At 71.5% G+C, this 8,021-nt stretch carries 6 protein-coding genes; 5 read left to right on the top strand and 1 reads right to left on the bottom strand.

Annotation, left to right across the window (positions count from 1 at the left end):
• Window positions 1-941 precede the first annotated feature (941 nt).
• Window positions 942-1,865, bottom strand: a complete 924-nt coding sequence (locus ACFYPA_RS29490; RefSeq protein WP_389135289.1) for a hypothetical protein — start codon at window positions 1,863-1,865, stop codon at window positions 942-944.
• A gap of 79 nt (window positions 1,866-1,944) precedes the next feature.
• Between ACFYPA_RS29490 and ACFYPA_RS29485 the strand changes: the two genes are divergently transcribed.
• The 5 genes from ACFYPA_RS29485 (at window position 1,945) to ACFYPA_RS29465 (ending at window position 7,598) form a co-directional block, all read left to right on the top strand.
• A complete protein-coding gene (locus tag ACFYPA_RS29485) occupies window positions 1,945-2,418 on the top strand; it encodes a hypothetical protein (protein WP_389135286.1) in 474 nt (157 codons plus the stop codon).
• Window positions 2,419-3,415: 997 nt separating this feature from the next.
• Entirely contained in the window at window positions 3,416-5,080 is a 1,665-nt protein-coding gene (locus ACFYPA_RS29480) for a hypothetical protein (protein ID WP_389135285.1), read from the top strand.
• A 109-nt stretch (window positions 5,081-5,189) separates the two neighbouring features.
• On the top strand, window positions 5,190-6,356 hold the full coding sequence (locus ACFYPA_RS29475; protein ID WP_389135282.1) for a hypothetical protein: 1,167 nt from the start codon (window positions 5,190-5,192) through the stop codon (window positions 6,354-6,356).
• A 373-nt stretch (window positions 6,357-6,729) separates the two neighbouring features.
• The gene (locus ACFYPA_RS29470) at window positions 6,730-7,158 is read left to right on the top strand and encodes a hypothetical protein (protein WP_389135280.1); all 429 of its coding nucleotides are present in this window, start codon (window positions 6,730-6,732) and stop codon (window positions 7,156-7,158) included.
• Window positions 7,131-7,598, top strand: coding sequence for a hypothetical protein (locus ACFYPA_RS29465; protein ID WP_389135277.1), 468 nt, complete (start codon window positions 7,131-7,133; stop codon window positions 7,596-7,598). Before ACFYPA_RS29470 ends, ACFYPA_RS29465 begins: the two co-directional genes overlap by 28 nt.
• Window positions 7,599-8,021 lie beyond the last annotated feature (423 nt).

Here is an 8,021-nt window from a genome sequence, read left to right as displayed (position 1 = left end):
GCGCACCGGACAGCCCGCTCTTCCCCCTCATCACCGTCCAGGACGGCGAACAACTCCGCCTCACCGCAACAGGAATCCACTACAACCTGAAGTCCATGCCGTAAAGGCCACACTGCCCACCTTCACCAAGCGACGCCCCGGCGCAGTCGCACCGCCGTGACCAGTAACAACGCACTCCACTCTGTACCGACCGGCAACCAACTGACCCGCATCCTCACCAAAAAAGTCAGCCCCAAATCGGCATTCCTGACAGCAACCGAGTCACCCACGACGACCCACTGAACAGCAGAGAATCCGATACTCACCCACTGACATCAGCTTGCCGAACCACCACCGACAAAAACCCGCAGATCATCAGCCTGTGGAGCAAGCACGAGACCGCGTACCCGCGGGTCGGGCGGCCCGGCCAGGCGCAGGCGGCTCACCGCGGCTACCAGCAGGCTGAACGCGGCGAGCAGCGGCTTGGGCTCTGACGCCGAACCTGGACCGACGATTGCCAGGGCGGTTGGCCCCTACCGTCGGCACGATGTGTGACAAGGTCGAGGATGCTTTCGTCGGCCATGCAGTCCATTGGCCAGGGTCGTCCCTGGCTACCTCTTGGGACTCAGCCCTGAAGCAGCCGTTCAGCTGGTAGAGGGCGGGGGCGGTGTGCCGACCATTGCTTTCTCGTACCAAACCCAGAAGTCGATCAGGCTGCCATGGTCCGCTTCTAGTTGAGGCACGATTTTCGAGTCATGGCCTGGCAAGAACTTTCCGCGGGCGGGGACACCCCCGCACCGGCAGCCACAAGGGCGGCTCTCGTTCATCGTCATGGCCGGCATCCTCCCGCAGGACCGGCCGATCCCGCCACTGGCTGGGCGTCACAGGCAGCGCGGGAGCGGGCCGTTCACCTCGCGCGGCCGGCTCCGCGGTCGCAAACAGCCCCCGCCGGGACGCTGACGTCAACCGGTGGCCGGGCGGGCGGCGTCGACCTCTCCGGCGTTGACGAGCGCCTCGCGCAGCTGCGCGACGGCTTCGGCGTGCGGGTGGTGGGGGACAACCTGGGCGGCCTGCAGCAGGGCTCGGGCGGAAGGCAGGACGTCCCGGGTGCTCCACCGGGCCGCAGGGCGGGCGACGAGGTGAGTGGCGAGCTGGAGTGCGTCCGGGTCGGTGGGGTGTATGGACGCGCGCCAGGCGGCGGTGGCCGGGGCGTGTGGCGGGGTGTGTGCGGCGGCGGTCCGGGCCAGGGGCAGCCACGTCGGGTCGTCGAGGGCGAGGTCGGCGAAGTAGCCGGCGCCGGCGAGCGCGCCGGGCGGCAGGTCCGCGGTGAGGGCGGCCTGCCACACGGTCGTCACTGCGGCGAGTTCGTCGTCGGTGGCCGGCCGTGCGGGGGGCGGGGTGAGGCGGAAGGGCTGGAAGAGGAGGTTTCCTCGGTGTGGTTGCAGGCGCCAGGCCATGACCTGCAGGAGCCAGGAGACGGCGTCCGGGCCGCCGGGGCCGGCTGCGATCTCGGCCAGGACCTCGGCCGGATCGCCCAGGGCGTGAGGGTCGGCGGTGAGGGCGTGCGCGAGGTGCTCGACCGTGCCGCCGGCGTCCGGGCGCAGCCTCCGCAGTACGGCGGTGCGGTCGAGCTGGGCGAGGAGCTCCGGGTCGGCGCGGCCCGCTTCCAGCCACGCGGCGGCCGGGGTGGGGCCGTCGGGGTTCAGGGTGGGGAGTGCGGCACGGTGGCGGGCGATGAAGTCGGGGGCGCAGATGTTCAGGGCCATCAGCTGGGTGCCGAAGGCGGCGGCCACGGCCGGGGCGTCGGACCTCGTGGTGAGGATTGTCCCGAGGGTGTCGAGGACGTTGCCGGGGAGCGGGGCTCCGGGCCGGACCGCCGCGTTCACCGTGCAGCTGAGGAGCAGCTCCAGTGCCCGGACCGCGGCGTCCGGTGCCGGTGCTGGTGGTTGGCCGGTGGCCGGGCGCGTGCCGGATCCGCCCGTGGGGGCCGGGGGCGCCGGGGCGGGGTGGGTCAGCGGCTCGGCCAGGGCGTGGAGGCGGTCCAGGGCGGCGGGCAGCAGGGAGGCCGGCCGGTCCGGCGGGGCGGGCCCATCCTTCGGCGAGCAGGCCGAACAGGGCCGTCTGCGCGTAGCGCTCCAGCAGCCCTTCAGGTTCCGGGCCGGACTGGGGCGCCGGTGGGTGGAGGTCGAGTGCGGCGGCGATCGCGTGGTCCAGGTTGCGGCCCGGCAGGGTCCCGGGCTGGTCCGCGGCTTCCTGGACGGCGGCGAGGTAGAAGGCGCGCAGCACGGGTGCGCCGAGCGCGGTGAGGACGGCGGGGACGTCCGCGGTCCAGGCGGCCGGGCCGTCGGCCACCAGGCGGCCGACGAGGTAGGCGTGGACCTCGGCGTCGGCGGATTGGGTCGTGGCCAGGGCCCAGGCGGCGGCCGGGGGCCCCTGTGAAGCGGCGAGGTCCAGCAAAGTGGTGGCGTCAGGGTCGGCGGGGGGCTGCGCCGGGCGGGCGCCGTTGCGCGGATCGGACGGGCCGCCAGGAGCGAGGCGGCGTAGCCCGTCCAGCAGCGGGCCGAAGGCGGTAAGCAGGCGCGCGGGCAGGACTGGGGACCAGCTCCACACCCTCAGCCAGGGCGCGAGCGGCTCGTCGAGCGCGGTGTCCGCGAGCGCCGCACTGTCAGGGAGTGCCGCAGTGACGTCCGCGGCGGTGGGCGGGCGGCCGAGCACGGGCGCTGCCCCGGTTTCCAGAGCGGCGGTGGCCGTCGGCGTGCAGGAGCGCCAGATGGCCGCGACGAGACGGGCCGGCTCCGGATACGGGGGGCTAGCCAGCAGGCGCGGCACCAGCCCGTACGCCACCTCGTGCCACCGCACCGCCTCCGACGCCGCCTGCTCCTCCGGCTCGGGCCGGGCAGTGGCCGGCGGATCGTCATGTGCACCGGTCAGGGCCTCATGCGGGCTGGCCGGAGCCTCATGCGGGTCACCGTGCAGGCAGCGGCCGGGAACGCCGGCGGCCAGGTGCGCGGCCCAGATCCGGTCGGCGAGCCACCCGTCGGCGGCCGCGGCCTTGTGCCACTTTGCGGTGCGCTCGTCCAGGCCCACGCCGGCGTCCGCGTCCGCCGCGGCCAGATCCAGGACGGCCCGCGCCAGAGCCGGCCCGCCCACCCCGTCCGACCCGGCTCCCCGGGCAGGGCGAGCAGGGCCGACGGGGTGAAGGTCCTCATGGGCCCCTGCGCGCCTGATCAACACCCGGAAGTCGGACGGTCCTGGGCCGGTACGGGCCGCCGCGTATACCGGCAGGCCCGTACCGGCCGACAAGCAGACGGCCGACGGTGGCCGATCGGCAGCCCCTGGCACCATTCGGCCTGCCCGCCGGGGTCGAAGGGCTGTGGCGGGGGTTCGGCGTACGGAGCGGGGCCGGGATGTCAGAGGGGGCCCGTAGGGTGGGTGTGTGGTGAGAGTTCCGTGGGAGAAGCTGGCCGAGAACCCCAGGCTGTCGGAGTCCTTGGTGACGCTGCTGGTGATGCGCCTGCGGGAGCAGGCGCAGGCAGTCGACGGGACAGGCGGGGACGGCGGCCGGGATCTGTTCGAGTACACCGCCGACGGTGAACTGGTCGTGTACGAGGCGAAGTCGTTCACCGGACGGATGAGTGCGGGGCGCCGCAGGCAGGTGGAGCGGTCGCTGGTGTCGGCAGCCCGTCACCAGCCGGACCACTGGGATCTCCTTGTGCCGATCGATGCGAACCCTGCCGAACAGCGGTGGTTCGACGGCCTGCGCGGGGAGTTCCCGTTCGTGCGGCGGTGGCGGGGGCGCAGCTGGCTGGACGAGAAATTCGCGGCCCATCCCGATCTGGTGCGCTATGCCATGCAGGAGTCCGCCGACTACATCCTGGAGCGCATCGCCGAGGCGCGTGCCGAGCGCGACACGTTGGCCGGCGGGATCACCGACTACGCCGAGCGGGCCACCGCGCTGCATACGCGAGTCCAGGAGATCTCCCCCCACCACGAGGTGCACACATCCCTGGACGCCGGCGGTCGGACGGTCGTGCACCTGACGCCCCGGGGACCCGACCCGGACGGGCAAGGCGCCATCCGGTTCACCGGGCGGGTCCGCTTCGCCGACGGAGACCGGCAGGAGGCGCGCCGAAGGCTGCGGTTCGAGGAGACCATGCGCTTCGGCGGAGAGGTGGAGCTGAGCGCGGACAATCTCGCCGAAGCAGCCCTGTCGGGCCCCGCCGGGCTGGGGCTGGAGCGGATCAAGGTGGGCGGTGTGCGCATCACCTCGCCCCGCCAGGAGGTGACGCCGCCACTGCGAGGGCAGGTCGTCGTGCAGCTACCTTCGGGTGTTCCGCTCGCCTCTTTGCCCGTGTCCTTCACGCACCGGGTGAGCGGCACGGGTGGCGGGACTCTTCACGGCAGTGACATGACCGGGTTGATGCGAGTGCGGCTGCGATATGACCAACGTGACCTCTCCGCCCAGCTGAAGTTCTCCTTCCAGCCGCCCGAGGCGGCGATGCCGCAGACGATGGTGCCGGTGCTTCGGCTGCTCAGCCAGGCCACGCCCGGTCGCTTCATGGAACTCGCCTTCGCCGGGGAGCCGGCCGGCCGGATGCGGGCACCGATCAGCACGACCATGGCGCCTGGGGGCTTGGAGCCGGGCGAGGCCCAGCTGTGGGCCGATGCCTTCGACGACCTGACACGGCTGCAGAGCAGGACCGGCCGCTTCTTCCCCGTACCGGACGACTTCACCAAACGCGATGCGTGCGAGGTCAAGGACATTCTTTCCCTGCTCGACGGGGAGGAGATGGTGCTGCGGGGCAGCACCGTGTCCGTGGGCGTCGACAGTGCCGAAGGCCTCGCTCAACTGGGGGACATCCGTGCCGGGATGTTCCGCGTCACCGCCGGCTACGAGGGGATGCTCTTCACCCTCGGCGAGCACCAGATCGACCTCGGTCCCTGCACCGAGATCTACATCATGGACAAGATCCTCAACATGAAAGAGGCCCAGCGCGACCTCGCCGCGCGCGGGCACGCCACCGTGGTGATGCGCCTCGCTGAGCGTTTCCCGGCCGTGCGCTACCTCGGGCCCGAACGCCCCAGTAACGCCGAGGTGTGACGGCGGCGCCGAAACGGTGGCAGGTGCGGGGACACGGAGACGGCCGGATGTGGTCGCGACGGCGCGAGGGTCGCACGCCCTCTGGTGGTCGCGTCGCTGACGGCCGACGATGTCCTGGAGGATCACGACGGGGGTGGGCGTGGAGCTGACGGCGTTCTTCAGCAGCGGCGACGGATGGGCGCAGCCCTGGGTGCTCGACACCGAACTGGTCGAGTCCTTGCGGTTCGGCCCGTCGGCAGGTCACACCGACCTGGACGTGGCCATCGCGCTCACCGGGCTTCTGCACCACGACTTCGTCTCCCATGGCACCGACGGCAAGAGCAGGCATCTGGACAACGAGAGCGTGCCGATCGTCATCAAGGCCCACCGCGCCGTTCTGGAACGCCTCGCACTCAAGCCGCCGTCGTGGCCGTTTCGGACGTTCGACGGGCCCCGCGGCTTCGGCACCTACTGGCGCGACAACGGCATGCGTAACAGCTGGCAGGCCCGCCGGGACTGCATCGAGCAGATCCTCGGCCCGACCCGGGACGCGCTGGAGGATCTGCAGGAGCTGGAGTACGAGCGCCGCTTCTCCAAGGGGCCGTCGGGCGTCTTCAAAAACCTGATCTTCGCCGCCGACGGCGAGAAGCCGCAGATCGTGCTGCGCGATGCGGTGAACAACGACGTGGAGATCGTCCGACACGCGGACGCCTGTCTGGTGTTCACCGATCCCCTGCCGCCACACGGGCTCACCTGGCGGCAGATGGTCGCCTGGTGGATGAACAACCACCAGCCGGACGCCGAGGAGGAGAGCGCCGCCGACGCGCTGTACCGGCGCCTGTACCGGTCACTGGACTCCCCGCCCGAGCAACTCCTCATGATCACCTACTGCGCCCGCTATGCCGAAGAAGGGGGCTTCGACCTGCCCGCGCTGATACCCCAGGTCTACCTCCACTACGACCCCTACACCCGCAGGAGCGGCAAGCAGTCCGGGGCGCTGTACCGGCAGCGGATGGACTTCCTGCTCCTGGCCCCTGACCGTTCCCGCATCGTCATCGAGGTCGACGGGGTGCAGCACTACGGGATCGCGAATCCGCCCGACGGGAAGGGCCGGATCACCCACACCGCTGTGCCGCGGCTGTACGCGGAGATGGTCGCCGAGGACCGCCGGCTGAGGCTGGCCGGATACGAGATCTACCGCTTCGGCGGCTGGGAGCTCGCCACGCCAGACGGGAAACAGCTCCTGGATGCCTTCTTCAACGACCTCCTGGCGCGACATGCGAAGCCGACGCTGTAGCCGGAGGTCCCGGGGCGCGAACCACTCCTGTACTCACCCGTGCACCGTAGAACCCGCGGGCGGCGCCCCGGGACGGAACACGACATCCCAGTAGCCCCGCCCGGCCGCGGGGCCCATGCGCCCGTGCGGCCAGCGGCGCAGCCGGGCTTGAGCCGTCCGAGTCCGCCGGTGCGGCGCTGTAAGAGGAGGGTGGGATGGGGGCGAACACCTCCAGGGCACACCACCTGGTGCCGAAGTACTGGCTGCGGGCGTTCGCCGAGGACGGACACGTACTGGGGCGGTGGCGCAGCGGCGCGGAGTATCGCACTCCCGTGCGGCGCGCGGCGGTGCTCGGGACTTCAACACCGACCCCCTCACGGACGGCGAACGGCGCGTGGCGTTGGAGACCTATCTGGATCACCATGTCGACGGTCCGTGCGCGCCGGTTCTGCGCGCCGTGCGTGAGGGACGGTGCCCGCTGGGCGGGGCGCGGCATGCTCTCGTGCTGGACGCGCTGGCCTGGCAGGTCGTGCGCACGCAGGCGTTCAGGTCCCTCGACGAGCAGGTCGGCCGGCAGCTCTTTCCGGCTTTGTGGGCTTCGGAGGCAGTGGGTTTCTGCGAGGAACAGCTGGGGCGCCCCATGTCGGACGCGGAGCGGATGGAAGTGTTCTGGTCAGCAGTACGCACCGCTCCCGGCTCTTCGGTGGTCGCTGACCCCCGCTCGGCGCTGCGGGCCGTGATCCGCGCTTTCGAGCGCACCCGCGACATTCTCACCGTCCCGGCCGTCGACTGGTTGTGCTGCGTTCGGCGGAGCCGTTGCTGATCCTGGGCGACAGCGGTGTGGCCTTGCGCCGCAAGGACGGCACCTTCTGCCTCACTCCCCCGCTGCTGCCCGAGACGGTCGAGGTCTTCGCCCCGCTGTCACCGACGTGTCTGCTCATCTCCACACCCCGCGCGCACTACCGGCCGCATCAGGGGCTCACACGCAGGATCGCCGCCAAGGCCAGCGCCGGGGCAGCAGCCTGGTGCCAGGATGCCGTCTACCGGCTCCCGTCCATGCCCTGGCCCGCCCGGCTGCGACTGGCCGGCGCACCGCTGGAAGTCCGGGCGCCGCAGTTGACAACTGTATCCACCCAGCAGCAGCCCGGCCCCGCACCGGCCCATCTCGACATACGCCGCAGCGAACTGCGCGCCCTCCTGGACCAGCTCACCCACACGCCCGCTGGTCAGCCGCCGATCCCCGGGGCATCAGGGTGCGCGTAAGCGGTAGCCGGAAGCGGTCGGCCCACGCCGGGGCGCGCTCTGCCCCAACCGGCAGACGCACCTCGTACGGCGCAGGTGGCGGGGCGGGTCAGCGCGCCGAGCGCCGCGGCTAGGACGAGCAGGAAGTTCCTGCGGTGGCCGACGTTAAGAACCGGACGGCAGTGAGGGGTGAGGACAAACCTCGTGTGTCTGGGCAGCGCTGAGCAGTGCTTCGCGCAACCGCAGGACGGGGGCTCTGTCCGGGTGGTCGGTCATGGTTCCTGCAGCCCGGGCGAGGCGCAAGAGGCCAAGGGTTCTCCATCTGGGGGCCGGCTTGAGGCGGCGGGCGGTCGCCAGGAGGGGCACGGTGACTGGTTGCACCCCTGGGAGCAACACATCGCCCACTGGCTCTGACCGGCACCAGCCTCAGTCGTTGCTGCCGGG

The organism is Streptomyces sp. NPDC005775 (assembly GCF_042871565.1).
GTDB lineage: Bacteria > Actinomycetota > Actinomycetes > Streptomycetales > Streptomycetaceae > Streptomyces.
This window is presented reverse-complemented; position numbering and strand designations above follow the sequence as displayed.

Coding starts and splice junctions, on each gene's coding strand:
- ACFYPA_RS29475 (WP_389135282.1), top strand. CDS start 5,190: ATGTCCTGGAGGATCACGACGGGGGTGGGCGTGGAGCTGACGGCGTTC.